Source organism: Dactylosporangium sp. NPDC048998 (assembly GCF_043197855.1).
In the GTDB taxonomy this organism is placed as follows: domain Bacteria; phylum Actinomycetota; class Actinomycetes; order Mycobacteriales; family Micromonosporaceae; genus Dactylosporangium.
The window spans coordinates 163365-179998 of the sequence record NZ_JBICTV010000012.1; the positions used below are offsets into that span (position 1 = coordinate 163365).

13 protein-coding genes are annotated in these 16634 nt (G+C 68.1%); 8 read left to right on the plus strand and 5 right to left on the minus strand.

Annotation, left to right across the window (positions count from 1 at the left end):
- Positions 1-27 precede the first annotated feature (27 nt).
- Positions 28-1134: an ROK family protein gene (locus ACGFI8_RS26590; protein WP_392808894.1), complete on the minus strand. Its 1107-nt coding sequence runs from the start codon at positions 1132-1134 to the stop codon at positions 28-30.
- A 344-nt stretch (positions 1135-1478) separates the two neighbouring features.
- Here ACGFI8_RS26590 and ACGFI8_RS26595 point away from each other — a divergent pair, with 344 nt between their 5' ends.
- Positions 1479-1970, plus strand: coding sequence for a hypothetical protein (locus ACGFI8_RS26595; RefSeq protein ID WP_392808895.1), 492 nt, complete (start codon positions 1479-1481; stop codon positions 1968-1970).
- A gap of 65 nt (positions 1971-2035) precedes the next feature.
- Here the strand turns inward: ACGFI8_RS26595 and ACGFI8_RS26600 are convergent, their stop codons facing one another.
- The 4 genes from ACGFI8_RS26600 to ACGFI8_RS26615 all read right to left on the minus strand — a co-directional run bounded on the left by ACGFI8_RS26600 (position 2036) and on the right by ACGFI8_RS26615 (position 5157).
- Complete coding sequence (locus ACGFI8_RS26600) at positions 2036-3061, minus strand: fatty acid desaturase family protein (RefSeq protein WP_392808897.1); 1026 nt, start codon at positions 3059-3061, stop codon at positions 2036-2038.
- A gap of 86 nt (positions 3062-3147) precedes the next feature.
- Complete coding sequence (locus ACGFI8_RS26605) at positions 3148-3351, minus strand: cold-shock protein (RefSeq protein ID WP_392808898.1); 204 nt, start codon at positions 3349-3351, stop codon at positions 3148-3150.
- 242 nt (positions 3352-3593) lie between these two features.
- Positions 3594-4496, minus strand: coding sequence for a hypothetical protein (locus ACGFI8_RS26610; RefSeq protein WP_392808900.1), 903 nt, complete (start codon positions 4494-4496; stop codon positions 3594-3596).
- Positions 4497-4602: 106 nt separating this feature from the next.
- Positions 4603-5157, minus strand: coding sequence for an SDR family NAD(P)-dependent oxidoreductase (locus tag ACGFI8_RS26615; RefSeq protein ID WP_392808901.1), 555 nt, complete (start codon positions 5155-5157; stop codon positions 4603-4605).
- A gap of 506 nt (positions 5158-5663) precedes the next feature.
- Between ACGFI8_RS26615 and ACGFI8_RS26620 the strand changes: the two genes are divergently transcribed.
- The 7 genes from ACGFI8_RS26620 (at position 5664) to ACGFI8_RS26650 (ending at position 16598) form a co-directional block, all read left to right on the plus strand.
- A complete protein-coding gene (locus tag ACGFI8_RS26620; RefSeq protein WP_392808903.1) occupies positions 5664-7850 on the plus strand; it encodes a hypothetical protein in 2187 nt (728 codons plus the stop codon).
- Positions 7847-9625, plus strand: coding sequence for a hypothetical protein (locus ACGFI8_RS26625; RefSeq protein WP_392808905.1), 1779 nt, complete (start codon positions 7847-7849; stop codon positions 9623-9625). Before ACGFI8_RS26620 ends, ACGFI8_RS26625 begins: the two co-directional genes overlap by 4 nt.
- Before the next feature lie 38 nt (positions 9626-9663).
- A complete protein-coding gene (locus tag ACGFI8_RS26630) occupies positions 9664-10110 on the plus strand; it encodes a GNAT family N-acetyltransferase (protein ID WP_392808907.1) in 447 nt (148 codons plus the stop codon).
- 176 nt (positions 10111-10286) lie between these two features.
- Complete coding sequence (locus ACGFI8_RS26635; protein ID WP_392808908.1) at positions 10287-10979, plus strand: alpha/beta fold hydrolase; 693 nt, start codon at positions 10287-10289, stop codon at positions 10977-10979.
- A gap of 209 nt (positions 10980-11188) precedes the next feature.
- Positions 11189-11902, plus strand: coding sequence for an alpha/beta fold hydrolase (locus ACGFI8_RS26640; protein WP_392808910.1), 714 nt, complete (start codon positions 11189-11191; stop codon positions 11900-11902).
- Between the two features lie 200 nt (positions 11903-12102).
- Positions 12103-14937, plus strand: a complete 2835-nt coding sequence (locus tag ACGFI8_RS26645) for a BTAD domain-containing putative transcriptional regulator (RefSeq protein ID WP_392808912.1) — start codon at positions 12103-12105, stop codon at positions 14935-14937.
- Positions 14938-15140: 203 nt separating this feature from the next.
- On the plus strand, positions 15141-16598 hold the full coding sequence (locus ACGFI8_RS26650; RefSeq protein ID WP_392808913.1) for a ricin-type beta-trefoil lectin domain protein: 1458 nt from the start codon (positions 15141-15143) through the stop codon (positions 16596-16598).
- Positions 16599-16634 lie beyond the last annotated feature (36 nt).

Genomic DNA, 16634 nt, shown 5'->3' on the forward strand with positions numbered 1-16634 from the left:
CGGAACTCTCGGTCCGGCCGGGGCCAGCTATCGCCGCCGCCGCGGCTGCTCCCCCAGCACGTACGTCTGGATCGCCATGACGGCGGCGCCCCGGCACCACTCGGTCGCGTCGCCGTCGAGGATGTGGATGTCGAGGGCGCCGGCGCGCGGATCCCGGTCCTGCTGTATGCCTTGGGAGATCGCGGCGGCGGCCACCCGCGCAAGCCGGACGCCCTCACCACCAAGCAGAATCAGCTGGGGCACGGTGAGGTTGCCGACGGCCGCGATGAGACGGCCCAAGCCGCGCCCGGCGTCGTCGATGATGCGGCGGGCTGCCGGGTCGCCGGCCTCCGCCAGATCGAGACACGCATCGTAGGTGAGCGGCCGGTTGAGCACGGTGGACACGGACTTCACGATGGAAGGCACCGCGAGCAGCGCCTGCGCGCAACCCTGGTGACCTTCGGGACACATCGGACCGAACGGCTGCAGGGGCCAATGGCCGACCAGGCCCACACCGGAGTCCTCGCCGACCACGATCCGGTCGTGAATGACGACGCCGTAGCCCACACCAGCCCCAACCGTGAGCACGGCGAAGCGCTCCAGTCCCCTCCCGGCGCCGAACCAGTGCTCCGCCTCGGTAAGCGCCACCAAGTCGTTCTCGACGACCGTCGGCAGACCGGTCCGCTGCTTCAGCATGCGGCCCAGCGGGATCCGCGCCCACCCCAGGAAGGGCGCGCGGACTACCTCGTTCTGGTCGTTGACCAGGCCTCCCAGCCCAACTCCCAGCGCGGCGAGGGCCGGCACACCGGCGGACAGTTCGAGCACGAGGGCGGCCACGACGTCGGCCACCTCCTCGGCATCGCGACTCGCCAGGCTCCGGGCGGCCGAGGCCACCACGTTGGCACGCAGATCAGTGACCACGCCCAGCGCCTCTTCGCCGGTGAGTTTCACCCCTACGAAGTGGCGCGACCCGGCGATGACGTCGAGCGGGCGCGAGGGGCGACCGGTTCGCCCGTCACTGCGCTCCTCGCCCTCCACGAGCAGACCGCTGTCGAGCAGCGGTGCGCTCAGACGCGAAAGGGAAGGCTGCGACAGCTCCAGCCGGCGCGCGATCTCGGTTCGCGAGAGCGGCCCATGGATCAGCACCTCGAGCATCACGGCGAGCGAACGGTCGGCAGGAGGCGACCAGGCGGGCGCTGGCTTCGGACGCGACGGCTCGGTGCCCCTGGAAGGTTTCATTACAAAAGTATGTCACGGTTTCTTACTTCCGCAGTACAACAAATTAGCGCCGGCAGGCGCTGGCCGACGCCGACGTGATCTGTTCGTCGTCCGCAACGGCGGGCCGCTGGCAGCTTGGACAACCTGCTCGCCGCGCGGGCCGAGGCGGGCAAGGTCGCACGCAGAACAACTGGCCATTGACCATCGACGATTTGCGCCTTACCGTCTTGCTGCCCCCAACGGATGCCCCGCCAGGCGTCCGCTCCACCTCCGGAGGAATCATGTCTCGCAAGCTGCGTTCCTGGTGTGTGTCACTGGCCGCGGCCGGCGCCCTCGTCGCCGCACCCGTGCCAGCGTTCGCCGGCCCTGTCATCGACCCGGCCCCGATCGGGCCCAACCAGTCATTCGTCGGCCTGGTCAACGACCAGACCGCCAACGCCACCATCCGGATGGCCTGCTTCGGCCCGGTGCGCCCGGGCCAGACCGGCCATCCGATGGACGGCCAAACCGTCAAGGTGCTCCCGGTGATCGGCCCGAGCCCCGCCGAGGCCGGCTATACGGGGAGCGCCGCCAACTCGGTGTTGGTGAACTTCGGCCCCGCGTCCAGTGGCAGCAGCCCGATCGTGCTGCAGATGTGGGCGGTCAGCGCGAAGATCCCGACCACGCTGGTCTTGCCCTGCGGCGGAACCGGCACCGTGACGTTCGCGCCCTCCCCGACCAGCGCCACCGCCCGCTCCGCCACGGTACAGGTCGTCTTCGTCGGCCAGCCGTAGACGCGGACACCGGACGTGCCCCGGCCGATCGGTCGGGGCACGTCGGCGTTTCCTGGCGACCAGCCTCAGGCGCCGGCCGGGTACGGAGTACGCCCGACCGTATGCAGGTGGCGCAGCGCCTGGGCGTAGGAGTCGAACAGGCTCGTCTGACAGTACGCAAGGCCGTGCCTGCGGCAGAACGATTCGACGATTGCCTGCGCGTGGCGCAGGTTCGGTCGGGGCATGCTGGGGAACAGGTGGTGCTCGATCTGGTAGTTGAGGCCGCCGAGCATGAAGTCGGTCAGCCGGTGGCCGCGTACGTTCCGCGAAGTGAGCACCTGGCGGCGCAGGAAGTCGGTGCGGTCACCGGCGGCGAGGACGGCCATGCCCTTGTGGTTCGGCGCGAAGCTGCACCCGAGGTAGAGCCCGAACAGACCCTGCTGGACGAGGATGAACACGATCGCGCGGACCGGCGAAAGTACGAGGAAGACCGCGCCGAGGTAGCCGACGATGTGGCTGGTGAACAGTACCGACTCCCACACGCGGGGACGTCCGGTGCGACCCAGCAGGGCGCGCACGCTGGCCACGCGCAGGCTCAGGCCCTCCAGCAGGAGCAGCGGAAAGAAGAAGAACGCCTGGTAGCGGTACGCGAACGCGGCGACGCGGCCGCGGGCGCCGGCCTGGCGGGAGGTGAACGCGAGCGCGCCGATCTCGAGGTCCGGGTCGGCGCCGTCGGTGTTCGGGTGGGCGTGGTGCCGGTTGTGCTTGTCCACCCACCAGCCGTAGCTCAGCCCGATGGCCAGGTTGCCATGTAGCAGCCCGAGCACGTAGTTCGCCCGCCGGGACGCGAAGATCTGCTTGTGCCCGGCGTCGTGGCCGAGGAACCCGAGTTGGGTGAAGACGAACGCGAGGAAGCCGGCGGCGATCAGGACCCACCACGAGTCCCCGATGAGCCCGAACGCCGTCCAGCCGGCCGCGAACAGCAGACCGGTGATGGTGATCTTCCAGATGTAGTACCCGGTGCGGCGCTCCAACAGTCCGGCGCCGCGGATCTGGTGCAGCAGATGCGCGTACGGGCTTCCGGTGCGGGCTTGCGTCGACGCTGTGGACATGACGACTCCTCGGGGGCGGGTGCTGCACACACACCGACCGCGTGCCCGACCGCCGAGGGGCGGCGGGCACGCGGTCGGCGGCCGGTTCAGATGACGCGGATGTTCGCGGCCTGCGGGCCCTTGGCACCCTGCGTGACGTCGAACTCGACCCGCTGGTTCTCGTCCAGGCTCCGGAAGCCGTTCGAAACGATCGCCGAGTAGTGGGCGAACAGGTCCGCGCCACCGCCGTCCGGGGTGATGAACCCGAAGCCCTTTTCCGCGTTGAACCACTTCACAGTACCGACAGTCATGTCTTCTCCTTCGAAGGCTGGATCCGGGACCCACGCCGTGCGGGCCCAGGTGTCGCGGTGTTGATCGCCCCCCGGAGATGACCGGAAAAACACAGAGCGCCCAGGGGGATCAGATACCCACCAGGCGCTGGCAAAGTATTCGGAATCACAACTGCAACGGGACACACCGTAGCACGCCCGGGCGGGCCCAAGCCCTACGTAAGTTACTCTCCGGAAAGTTACGGTCCCGTAAATCCTGTCGTTCACCCTTCTCCTGGTAGATGCTCGCCGACGGCTCCGGCGCGGCGCTCGTGGAGACGCGGGCCGCGCTTGCGGTCCTTGACGTGGGCGTAGGCCATGAGCGCGAACAGGACTGTGAGCAGGACTACGGACGAGCCGAGCGTGCCGAGGTCCAGGCCGCCCTTGGCGGTGGGCTTGGTGAGGAAGTCGCCGGCTGTGGCGCCCAGTGGTCGGGTCAGCACGAACGCGGCCCAGAACAATGCGACATTCGGCACAAAAGGAACGCACTTGAGGGCGAGCAGGGCCGCGAGGGCGCCGGCGATGAGCAGGGCGCCGCCGCCGTAGCCCAGCCCGGAACTGTCGGACAGGAAGTCACCCATCGAGGTACCCAGCGTGTTCGATACCAGGATCGCTGCCCAGAACAGCGCCTCGCCGCGGAACGTGTCGATGTCACGGATCGCAAACGTGAGCCCGGTGTATCGCCACGCCACGAAGATGGCGATCAACAATGCGACGAGAATCGCCGCGCCGGTCGGGTAGCCAAGTCCCAGTCCTTGCGGCCCCCACCCGAGCGCGTCGGCGCCGGCGGGGAGGTACTTGGCGGTCGCGTCGCGGTTCATGAAGTCGGAAATGGTGGTGCCAGCCATGCTCGTGGACAGAATGACCGTCCAGTAGGAGAAGGGGTTGTACCTGCGGGAGCGCAACTGCACGAGCAACGTGACCACGAAGATGCCGAACAGGGCGATCGTGGTCAGGAAGTACCCCAGTTCGAGGGTTTGGGCGAACAAGTCCCCGGCGGTTTCCCCCAGCGTGGTGGCGGCGATCTTCATGATCCAAAAAGCGAGAGTGACCTCGGGCAGCTTCTTCATGAGGTACCGGCCGCCGCGGGCGAGATGCGCGCCGGTGGCGTCCCCGGTCTGCTTCATGAGCGTTCCTTCGCACCGGTCGGGCCTTGTCGAGTCCTCCATCGACCCCGTCGCATCGCGCCCGCGCAAAGCGAGTTCGCGGACAGGCCGGGCCGGTGCCGGGTCGTCAGAGCCTGCCCTTGTCAGGATTTCCGGCCGGGTGCGGTACGAGGACCTGCACGTCGAGGTTGCCGCGGAGCTTGCCCCGTAGCGCTGAGAGCAGGTCGGCGAGGGCCGGACCTTTGGCGTGCGCCGATCGCGCCTGCTCGGATTCGTACTTTTCGATCATGACGAGCCGGTCGGGTCCCTCGTTGAGGGCGTAGAGGTCGACGCCCGGTTCGTCGTGCACCTGGGCGACCGCCGCCTCGAAGGCCGCGATAACTTCGGCACGGTGCTCGGGCAGGGGATGGGCCGTGGCAACAACGACGACGCTCATCTCAGTGTTCCCTTCTGTCGTAGTTCCAACGTCGCGAGCTGCCTGTGCGAGCCGGTCGGCGTCGCGGCCGGTGAGGATGACCTCGGCACCCTCGGCCCGGCCGCGTCGAGCGGTCTCCCGACCGCTGCCCGCGCTGCCGCCGATCACCACGACGGTCTGGCCGGCCAGCGCAGGCTCGCCTGGGCTGGACACCGCAGGGGTGGCGTTCGCGTCGGAAGGCGGCTGGTGATCTCCTGAAGCAGCCATACATTGCTGTCCGGGTCGTTGAACGAGGCCCGCGAGCGGCAGGTACGGCGCTCGGGATCCAGACCGTTGACCGGGCCCTCCGGTCCGATGTGGAAGAAGTCACTTACCTCGATACCGCGTTCTGGATGCTGACCGCCTCCCTCAGTGGTACACGGGACTTCCTCGATGGCGCCACGGAAGCCGGTAGCCCCCTCCACCCCAACATCCCACACGCTTGCGATCGGGCCGTCCGACCCAAGAAGGTTCGCCCGGCACGGGTGGCAGCGCCTCACCCCGCCCTCGCCGAACAGCACGGTTGGGGCGCGGAGTGCCCCTCGGCTCGGAATGACCTCGGTCATGAGGCGCCGGCGGATCGGGTGGATGGCCGCGACCAGCCGACAAAGACACCCGGCGATTTGGCCTTTCGACGATGTCGACGCGCGTCACGCAAGGTGCATGCTCGATCGACGAAGCGTCCCCGCTGCGACCGGTGGCGATTCCGGGCCGCGTCATCCGAGGACGAGAAGATGTCTCCGAAACGGTCACTGGCCGACGACGGCCTCGAACAACCAGCGGGAACCGGCTATGAGCGGCTGCTCCAGCTCGTCGGCACCGCGCAGGCGCAGGAAACCGTTCCGTTCACGAAGGTGCTGACCCGGCAGATCGCACAGGTGGACGGGGCGGTGCATCAGGGCTTCCGGTGCCTTGCGATCTGCGCGCGGAAGGGCGACGGCGTCAGCTACCTGGCCGACCTGGCCGCCGCCACGGTGCGCGCGAGGCATCGGCAGCTGACGGTCCTGGAGATCCAGGGCGGCGCGCTCGGCGGTCTGCCGCCGATCCTGCGGACCCTGCCCCGCGGCGCCGTGGCCAAGGCGGCCCGCCGCAGCGGCGTGGCGACCACGTTCCGGCCCCCGAATCCATGGCTGACGGCCGGGCTCATCGCGTTGTGCGCGGCGCTCGCCCTGCCCATCGCCCTGCTGCAGTCGTACCTGCAGGCCGTGCCGCAGGTACACGGGGGTCTCGGCGCGCTGTTCAAGCCTGCGTCGATCGCGGTCACGATTGGGCTGGGCGCGATGCTGGTCGGCGGGCAACTGCTGACGAACTGGCTGCGGCTCAACCCGGAGAAGCCGCTGATGGCCCGCCTTGCGGAGGATCTGCGCGACGGAACCGACAGCGACGCGTACGAGCGCTTCGTCGACGAGCTCGCCGTCGCGTTTGCCCGTAAGGCGCCCTACCGCGCGGTGGTTGTCGACGACTGGACGAATGTCGACGCGCTGACCACGAAGGTCATGCGGCGCTACCTTGACCTGTACGTGAAGATTCAGATGCCGGAGCTCTGGGTCATGCTCGACGCAGCCGACGATCCGGCGAAGAGCACGATCAAGCTCGACGTGACGACGGCCCGGCTGCGGCGCGGCGTTCCGAACGGGCACACGCCGCTATCCGGTCGGCGCACCCAGCTCTACGACCTGCTGCCCCTCGACGTGCCGGCCAGCCTGGCGCTGGTAGCGGAGCACGGCCTTCCGCCCGAACGGGCCCAATTCACCACGATCAAGGGGATGCTGTCCGACGACTCACTGTCTGTCTCGGCGATGCTCGGCGAGATCGTGCCGCTCGGCAGTGAGCGGACCGACGTGCGCCTGTTCGCGGCGTTCGAGCTCTTCCACCTCCTCGCCGCGGACTCCGCGATCTCCGGCAACGTCACCTGGTCCGACCGCTACCTCGCGACGACGCTGGGCCGCGGCGACCTCGTCCGCTCGGCCGTGCTCCGGCTCGTCCTGAGCCAGACGCCGCTGACCCGCCGAGACATCACGAGCCGGCTTGTGCGGCTCCGGAAGGACTTCGGTCCGCTGCTCAAGCTCGAGGACACCGACAACTCCCTTTCCCTCAGCGTGGACCCGCGCGCCGGCCGGACCCTGCGGTCCGAGTGGCGCGACCGGGCGGTCGCCGATCCCGAGCTCCTGCACCTGTACTGGGGCCTCTACTGGTTCGACCTGCGCGGCCAAGAACGCACGGACGCCTTCTGGACCGACAAGACGGCACGACACCTGTCACGGCTGGGCGGGCCGACCGAATACGCCCAGCAGTTCCGCGGCGACGCCGAGCAGATCCAGGCCGCGGTCTTCGAGGCTCTGGTCGCCACCGCCCGGACGGCGCTCGGGTTAACCATGGTCAACTACGTTCCCGAACTGGTCCGCCTCGCGGAGCTCTACCGGCCCCCGGGCCCGGCCCCGCTGCGTCGGCTGCGGCGGCTGTGCCGGGACAGCTACGCCGTCCTCGGCGACACCCGCATCCTCGGCATCCTGCTCGACCTCCTCGGTGAGGAGCAGCCGTCGGCCGCGACGCTCGAGGCCGACGCGCAGGACGAGTTCGTCGCGCTGTTCGCCGAGTCGATCGTGACCCGTCGCCTCGGAGGCCTCGTGGACGTCCTGGGCCGCCGCGACCCGGCCGTCGCGGGCCTGCGCCGTTTCGCCTGCGCCAACGGGATCTGGATCGCCCTGTCGCTCGACCCGCTCGTGAAACCCGGAGCAGCCCGCTCGCTGTCACCGGCCGGAACGCAACCGGCGTCCTGCGGGTGGCGAACCGCCTCGCCGACGACCTCGGCGCCACAGTCACCTCCCAGGAGTGGGACAACTCCGACGTCGTTGCGCTGTCATTGTTGCTCTGGTGCTGGGCCTGGGCCGGTGACGAGCAGCGGCGGAGCGACGATGTGACAGCCGACATCGACGGCACCCAGTTCGCCGACGTGCTCGAGACGTCCTGGCTCGTCGCCGAGGAGATCGGGCTGCGGCGGACGAGGAGCGAACTCGCCTCCCGGTACGACCTGATGGTCGACATGCTGGCCGAGGAGCTGGCCGTCATGACGCTCGCCGCCTGCTCGTTCGCCCTGGTCCGCTGGCCGCGGGGCATCGTCAACCCGATCCGCGCGCGGTTAGAGGGTCTGCGCACGACCTTGCTGCAACGGGCCGACGCCCCGTCGGACGTGCTGGACGGCGACCAGCCGGACAAGGCCGCGCTGGGCTATGCCATCGTCCGCCTGGCCTTGGTTGAGCTTGTCTGGCGACGGCTGGGATTCGAGCAGGTCGCCGACGGCCTAGCGCTGCGCTTCGCCCAGATGAGCTTGTCACTGAGCTCCGAGGAGGAACTCATCACGCGCCTGACCGACCACTTGCGCCGGCCGGGCATCCAGGGCTTCCTAGCCAACGCCACCCTGGCCGAGCGCACCGCCGAGGCCCAGGAGCTCTCCGCCGAGATGCTGCTGCACGGCGCGCGGGCACTGCTCGGCGCCCACGTCGGCGAGCGCCTCTCCAGCGAAGCGGCCGTGCTCGCGCTGTCCCGGGTGCACGCCTACGAGGTCGGCTATGACGACCTGCTCGACTATCTGCTGGCCCCGCTGCGCATCGATCCGCAGACGACGCGCTTGATGTGGTTCATCGGCGAGGTCAGCGACGAGGACTTCAAGACGATGGCAATCTGGTTCGGCAACATCGCCCGCGGCCACGCGGAGAGCGCGGACACGCTGCTGGAGCCGCTGCGCACCCGGGGCGCGCACATGACCAACCCCACCCAGCGGCAATGGGTCGTCGACCTGCTCGACCTCATGGCCCTGCAGCTCGAGCCCGGCAACGTCGACGTCGAGCTGGTGATCGCCCAGTGGCAGGAGAGGGTGACCAGCGCCTTCTTCCCCGCCGTCCTGTTACGGCTGTTCCGGCAGCCCGGGCCGTATCCGGCCGCCCTGACGACGGCCGCGGTGGAGGTGCTGCGGGCGCCGGAGACCTACACGCTCTCCGGCATCGTTGGCCTGACCAGGATGCTCGTGCTGCGCACCACCGCGAACAGCTCCGCCGGTGGCGGTCTCAGCGGCGAGCTGGACAGCGAACTGGCGCTGAATGCATTGAAAACCGTTTATCCAGAGTTCGAGACGGTGCTGCCGGTCGACGACAACCTCTCGATCCTCGAGATGCTCATCGAGCACGACCCCGACCATCGGGTGCGCCATCGCAACCACCATGCGTACTGGCTGCAGATCCAGCTCGAGCTCTACGAGCAGCGGGCCATGGTGGACCGCATTCAGGAGGGCCGGTGGGCCCTGATGTTCCTGGACTACGTCGGCATGTTCAGCTCGTACGACCTTCCGGCAGTGCCCGCATCGGCACCCGCCGAGGAGGTGCTGAGCATCGCAGTCGTGCAGCGGCTGGCCGATCGAGCCGCCAACGCGATCGTTCTCGTCGACGGGGAGCCCGCGGTCCACCTCGACTTCCTCCGCGCGATCCGGGCGCTGTTCGAGTCGCAGTTCAGCAACGCCGACGAGCTCGAGGAGGCGCGGCAGCGCATCGACCAGATCGCCCAGGCGGCCATCGGCCAGCTGTACAGCCTGCTCGCGACCCTGGACTCGGTGCCGACGAACATCAAGGCCATCCTGCGGCGGCACCGCGAGTTCGTGAAGGATCGCCTCGCCGAGGGGCAGCGCGGTATCGCGGTCGGTTGACGAGCGCCGGCTGCGCTTGATGCAGGCAAGATGGATCGATGGTGACGATAAGACGGTTCGACAACGCCGATGCCCTCGCCGTGGCGGGGCTCATCGAACGCTGCCTGCGTGAGGTCAACAGTCGCGACTATCCGAGCGAGGTCATCGAGCGGATGTGCGACCACTTCACCGAACAACGCGTCAAGGAACTCGCCACGCAACGGCAGATGTTCGTCGCCGAAGCAAACGGGATCGCCGGCACGGTCTCCCGCGACGGCAACAAGGTGTACACCATGTTCGTGCACCCCCGGGCCGCCGGTCGCGGCATAGGACGGCTCCTCATGCGCCACATCGAGGCGCTGGCCGTGATCGACGGCTACGACCACATGGAAACCGGCGCGAGCATCACAGCGCATGACTTCTACCGCCGGCTCGGCTACATCGACGTCCGCTCCACCGAGACAGAGTTCGGCTTGAACTACGTCCTGCGCCGGGATCTGCCCTGACGCAAGCAACCACCGAAGCCGGACGGCAGGTGCGCGCTCACGCCGCCGAGCGTTGCGATGCGAGGTATGCCACAGCGCGCCCGATTGCCCGATCACTAACTGCGCACTAGATGCGCACTTGTCCTGCCTAACGTCCCCCATGTCCTATCCGGTCGATGGTTCACAGGGGGACCACCATGAGCACTCCCGCTGCCCACGTCGTACTCGTTCACGGAGGATTCGTCGACGGCTCGGGCTGGCAGCAGGTTCATGACCTGCTCATCGCTCGAGGGTTTCTGGTCACCGTCGTTCAGAACCCAACGCTGTCGCTGGCTGACGATGTGGCTGTCACGCGCCGCGCGATCGATGCCGTCGACGCGCCGGTGGTCCTCGTCGGCCACTCCTATGGCGGTGTGGTCGTGACGGAGGCCGGCGATCACGACCGAGTGGCGGCGCTCGTCTACATTGCGGCGTTCGCACCGGATCGCGGTGAATCCGTCAACACGCTGATCGCGAACCCGCCGCCCGGCACGCCGGCGCCGCCGATCACGCCGCCGGTCGACGGCTTCCTGTTCCTCGACAAGCAGAAGTTCGCGAGTGCCTTCGCGGCCGATCTGCCGGAGGGCCTGGCGTTGTTCATGGCCAACTCGCAGGTTCCGTGGGGTGTCGACGCGCTTGGTGGTGCCGTCACCCGACCGGCCTGGCGCGACAAGCCCTCGTGGTACCTGGTCGCGACCGAGGATCGCATGATCCCGCCGCCGGCCCAGCGAGCAATGGCCGACCGCGCGGGGGCGACGGTCAAGGAAGTCGCAGCCAGCCATTCGCTGTACTTGTCGCAGGCGCGCGCGACGGCAGATCTCATCGCGGAGGCCGCGCATTCGATCGGGTGAACGCACGTGCCGACGGTGGCGAGTTGCCTGTCGGGCCAATTCCTTTGCCCCCCAATTCCGTGAGGAGCCCCATGAGTAGAAATGTTTCCCGCCGCCAGGTACTGGCCGCTGGAACGGCGCTGGCCGGGTCGGCGGCGATGATAGCCAGCCCGCTGGGAACGGCCGTAGCGGCCGCAGCCCCAACGGCTACCAGTAAGGAGAACCCGAAGGTGAAACCGACAATCGTCTTGGTGCACGGCGGATACGCCGATTCGTCGTGCTGGAACGCGACCATCCAGGAGTTGCAGCAGAAGGGCTACACCACGATCGCGGGGTCGAACCCGCTGAGGGGTATCCCCACTGATGCCCCCTACATCGCTAGTCTGCTGGACTCCATCAGCGGGCCGATCGTGCTGGTCGCACACTCCATGGGTGGAACCGTCATCACCAACGCCGCCGCCGGAAAGGCCAACGTCAAAGCGCTGGTCTACGTCGCCGCTTTCGTGCCCGACGTGGGCGAGACGCAGGGGGACCTCATCAACAAGTTCCCGGGCAGCCAGGTCTTGCCGGTGAGCGTGCCGGTCCCCTACACGAAGGCCGACGGCACCACCGGAACCGACCTGTACCTGAGCAAGGACGGCCAGGCCGCCTTCGCCGCCGACGTGTCAACCGCCACGTTCCGGCTCCTGCAGGCCACCCAGCGGCCGTTCGATGCGGACTCCTTCATCTATCCGACCCAGGCCGCCGCGTGGCGGACGATCCCGTCGTGGGGGCTGGTCGCCGGCCAGGACAAAGCGATCCCGCCGGACTGCGAGCGCTGGATGTACAGCCGTGCGAAGGCCCGCAAGGTCGTCGAAGTGCCGACCTCGTCGCACGTCGCAATGATCAGCCACCCGAAGATCACCGCCGATCTCATCGAGGACGCCGCCAAGGCGACCTGCTGAGGCTCGCAACACGTGCCCCGGTCCACCGCCATGGGCCGGGGCACGCTTCGCATCGCCGCCAGGCGAGAGCGGCTGACTCGTTCGACCGCAGCATTGCGGCTGTCCAGCAGGACGAATTGAGCTCGGGAGCTGCTAGCCTCGACCGCGCCCCTGGCAGTCGGCCGGACGGGCGAGGCAGAGGTGCACAGCGTTTGGGTGGAATGGCGCAAGAAGAGCACGAGACCGGCGGAATAGTCCGCTTCGGTCTTTTTGGCTACGTCCGCCTTGTCCGCGACGGGGTTGCCGTTGAGATCACTCAGCCCAAGCAGCGCGGGATCCTCTCGATGCTGCTCGCTACACCGAGCGAGCTGGTCACGCTCTCGGAATTGATCGACGCGCTTTGGCCGGGCGAGCCGGCGGCGTCGGTAGTCAATCAGGTACACAGGCATATCGGTGCCCTTCGGCGGCTCTGTCAACCAGGTCTGCCGCCTCGGCACAAGGGCCGCTACATCACCTCCGCGGGCCGCGGATACCGTCTGATACTCGACGCGGAGAACTCCGACGTGCTGCGATTCCGCGCGCTCGTCGAACGAGCGGTGCGTCTGGTCGACAGTGGCCATCGGCGCGATGCGCTCCGCCTCTACCTTGCGGCACTGGACATCGCGAGCGCCCCTGCAGGCGACGATCGGCTACGCACTCTCCCCGTGTTCGTCGGCCTGGAGGATGAACGCATTCGGGCCATCGTCGCCGCGGCTACGCTCTGTGAGACCTCTGATGACCACGCGGCGGTGCTGCCGGTGCTTCGTGCGGCTGGCAGTCGACATCTGCTCGACGAGTCCCTTCGCGCGCATGAGATTGCCGCGCTGCATCGGACAGGTCGCCTCGCTGAGGCGCTGGCGGTCTACCGGACAGTCCGCGAGGCGCTGCGAGACGAGCTCGGCACGTCACCTGGTGCGGCACTCGAAACGGCACACGCGCTTGCGCTGCGCGACGGAGCCTCCGAGGAATGGTCCACCCTCGGCCCCACGGACACCGTTCCGGCGCAGTTGCCCAGCCCTCTGCCCACCTTCACCGGCCGCCGAGCGGAACTCGCCGCCCTTGCGTCTGATCGGGTCGCTTCCGGGCGCCTACTCATCACCGGGATGGCCGGCGTGGGCAAAACCTCGCTCGCGCTTCGGCACGCGGCCGACGTCGCAGACCACTTCCCTGATGGCCAGTTGTACGTCAACCTTCGAGGGTTCGACGCGGCGGCCCGCCCGACCGATCCGCTCGATGCCCTTCAGGACCTCTTGCACGGCCTCGGCGTGGTGGCCCAGACGATGCCCGATTCGCTCGGGGCCCGATCGGGATTGCTGCGCAGCCGCCTGGCCAGCCGGCGAGTACTCCTGGTACTCGACAACGCGCGCGACTACCACCAGGTTGAGCCCCTCCTGCCCGGCGCGGGTGACAACCTGACGATCATCACCAGCCGCAATGCCCTGACGGGCTTGGTGGCGTTCAATCAGGTCGAGCCGATCGTGCTTGAGCCATTCGACGATGAGGAAGCCGTCGAGTTCTTCGTTCAGCGGCTCCCCCGATACCAGGTCCGGGATCACCGCGAAGCCCTGGTACGACTCGGGCGAGCCTGCGGCGGTCTTCCCCTCGCACTCGCGGTTGTGGCTGCGCGAGCCCAGGTCAATCCGCACTTTCCGCTTGATCTGTTCGTCTCAGAGTTCGCTGTGGGGGGACCTGTACTCCCCGTGCTGAGCGCCGGAAGCGCGGAGGTGGACCTCAGTAACGTCATTTCCTGGTCACGGCAGGGTCTGACCGACGATGCCGCACGGGTGTTCGCCGTTCTCAGCGCTCACCCGGGCCCGGAAATCTCGGCCGCTGCCGCGGTCAGCATGTCCGGGCTAGATGCCCGCCGAACGCGCGAGGTGCTGGACGAGCTCACTCGCGCCAACGTGCTTCGTCCGACGAGGCCCGAACGGTACGCATTCCATGATCTCGTTCGCGAGTACGCGACCGAACTGCTTGGCGACGGCTTCGCCGACGCCTCTCGCCGCCTCGTCAATCACTACGTCCATTCGGCCGGCCGTGCGATCGCCAGCTTCGGGCAGACCCCGACAGCCAGGGCCGCCGATGTGCTGAACGGCGTGGTCGCCGAGGAGTTCATGTCAAGCACTGGCGCAACGGCGTGGTACGCGGAGCACCGGCACGTCCTGCACGCCGCCTTCCGCCGAGCACTCGACCTGGGCGACCACCGGTCGGCGCTCCTGCTGATGCTCGACTGGCGGCCGATGAGCCAGGCGATTGATGCCCGGCGCGACATGTTGCCCTTCGCCGACCTCGCGATCGCAGCGACTGAACACGTCGACGATCTCGCAGTACGAGCCGAGGTCTACCGGGATGCGGCCTCCAACTTCGCCCGCACCGATCAGCACGGCCGCGCCCGGACGTACTTCGAGAAAGCCGTCGCCGCGTATCGCCAGTCCAGCGATGCTCTCGGCTTGGCCGCTGTCTATCGCAGCATGGGCGTCACGCTGCCGATGGATTCGGCCGAGCGGATCGCGATGCTCCAACAGTCAGTGGCGGTCGTCCGTGAACTCGATGACCAGCCGACTCTGGCCATGTCGGTCCATTCCCTAGGACTCGGATACCTCTGGGCCGGGCGCTGCGAGGACGCGCTAGCGGCGTTCGATGAAGCTCGGCGGCTTGCCGGCCCGGCGGGAAACCTCCTCTCTCTCGAACCGCACATACTTTCGGGTCGTTCACGGGCGTTGGCGCGGACGGGTCGCTTCGAAGAGGCGGCCGATGACGCGGAGCGCGCATTGAAGGTTTTTCGCCGTGACGGTGCCGCCCATGCTGAGCTGCGGCTGCTCCACTCGCATGGTGCGGTCCTCGCTCAGCTGGGCCGATCGGACGAAGCCGCCGGGGCGTGGCGTCGATATCTGGCCCTTGCGACCGGACCCGAACACATCCGCGAAACCAACGCGCTCGATGATGACACTGACGGCGCTACAACCATCGCGCGAGTCAGGGCTCAGCTTGCGGCCTTGAGTGCAAATTCTCGCTGAAACGGCAGCTCAGCACCTTAATTTAGGTCGTGTATTGACTTGCCCCGGGTGCGGGCATAGCCTCCGGTAGATCTGTTAACAGTCTTGACAGATCCGACCTCTGCCGTCACCCACGCGGTCGGCCGGGGACTGCTCCCGCCCGACACGCGGACCACCCCAACCACACGGTCCGGTGCGGGCGCCGCCCAGAAAGGGAGCCGCACGTGACACCCTCAACCACCGCCCGACGCCGGCCGCGCCGCCGCGTCGGGTTCGCCATCGCCGCGACGGCCGCCACCGTCATCGGCGTGACCGCCGTCGGCATGACGGCCGCCTCGGCCGCCTCCAGCGGGCCGATCACCGGATTCGGCGGCAAGTGCGTCGACGTCGCCGGCGCCAGCTCCGCCAACGGCACCGCGGTGCAGCTCTGGACCTGCAACGGCACCAACGCCCAGGCCTGGACGGTCGGCAACAGCGACAACAGCATCCAGGCGCTCGGCAAATGCCTCGACGTGACGGCGGCCAGCACCGCCGACGGCGCCAAGGTGCAGCTCTACGACTGCAACGGCACCGGCGCGCAGAAGTGGACGGCCAGCAACGGCCAGCTCGTCAACACCAACTCCGGCAAGTGCCTCGACGCGACCGGGGTCAGCTCGGCCGACGGCACCCGGCTGCAGATCTGGACCTGCGGCGGCGGCGCCAACCAGAAGTGGACGCTGCCCGGCGGCGGCCCCACCAACCCGCCCACCAGCACCCCACCGAGCACCACCCCACCGACCGCCAAGGCGTTTCCCTTCGCGCCCTACATCGCCACGTTCATCGGTGACGACGTGGCGAAGTTCGCCACCGACAGCGGGCAGAAGTTCTACACCCTCGGATTCGTCAACGGCACCGGCAACTGCCAGCCGATCTGGTCAACCGACGACAATCGGTTGCGGACCAACGTGGCCCGGCTACGCGCGATGGGAGGCGACATCATCGTCTCCTCCGGCGGCTGGGACGCGGATGACCTGGTCAGCCACTGCACGACACCGGCGGCCATCGCCGCCGCATACCAGAGCGTGCTGACCGCGTACGCGACGACGTACCTGGACATTGACGCCGAGCACGGCGACGTACACAACAACCTCGACCGCGCGGTGGTCGACAAGCGCAACGACGCGCTGAAGATCATGCAGGACAACCTGCGCGCAGCCGGCAAGACGTTCCACCTGTCGTTCACGCTCGGGGTCAGCCCGGCCAGCGGCCTCAGCGGCGAGAACCTCTACGTCCTGCAGTCGGCGGTCGCCCGCGGCCTCGAATTCGAGGTGGTCAACCCGATGACCATGGACTACTACGACGGCGTGTCCGGCAGCCGGATGGGTCAGGCCAGTATCGACGCCTTGAAGAAGGTTCAGGGCCAGCTGAAGACACTGCTGCCCGGGCGCAGCGACGCGCAGCTGTGGGCCATGATCGCGGCAACCCCGATGATCGGCCAGAACGACGATCCGACCGAGAAATTCACCCTGGCCGACGCGCAGCTGCTGCTCGCCTTCGCTCAGCAGCAACACATGGCCCGACTGAGCTTCTGGGCGATCAACCGCGACTTCGGATGCGCCACCGGCACCCTGAGCGGTACGTGCAGCGGCATCACCCAACCGAACTACGGCTTCAGCAACATCTTCCGGCAGTTCACCGGCTAAGCAGCGCCTCGACCTGCCCAACCAGGACACGCACGG